This window comes from Mesorhizobium sp. M8A.F.Ca.ET.161.01.1.1, from assembly GCF_004792105.1.
Lineage (GTDB): Bacteria > Pseudomonadota > Alphaproteobacteria > Rhizobiales > Rhizobiaceae > Mesorhizobium.
The window spans coordinates 1-295 of the sequence record NZ_SRTD01000417.1 but is presented as its reverse complement, the minus strand read 5'-3'; the positions used below and the strand labels follow the sequence as shown (position 1 = coordinate 295).

General features: G+C 55.6%; 1 protein-coding gene. It reads right to left on the bottom strand.

From position 1 onward, the window contains the following. Positions 1-295, bottom strand: a 295-nt coding sequence (locus tag EN804_RS36340) for a hypothetical protein (protein ID WP_246693557.1), incomplete at both ends; no start/stop codon positions are given.

Sequence of the window (295 nt, the reverse complement as noted above, 5' to 3'; positions counted from 1 at the left end):
AGAATATGCAGGTTGGCGGCATCAAGCTTGTTATATCCCGCCTGGATAATATCGAGATCGGCCACATGGCCGATGGCGGCCAGCTTGTACATCACGTCGCCAACGGCCACGTCGATGGTCGGTGCAGGTGATGACACGGCGTCCTTGACGGCCGCTTCCACATCCTCCATCGCACCACCCATGGCATGATAAAGCGTCAGCGCCTTGCGCAGAAATGCTTCACGACGCTCGATCCGGTTGTTGAGCCTGTTTTCTCCAACGCGATTGCGCATCAGCTCAACAGCTTTATTCTGAT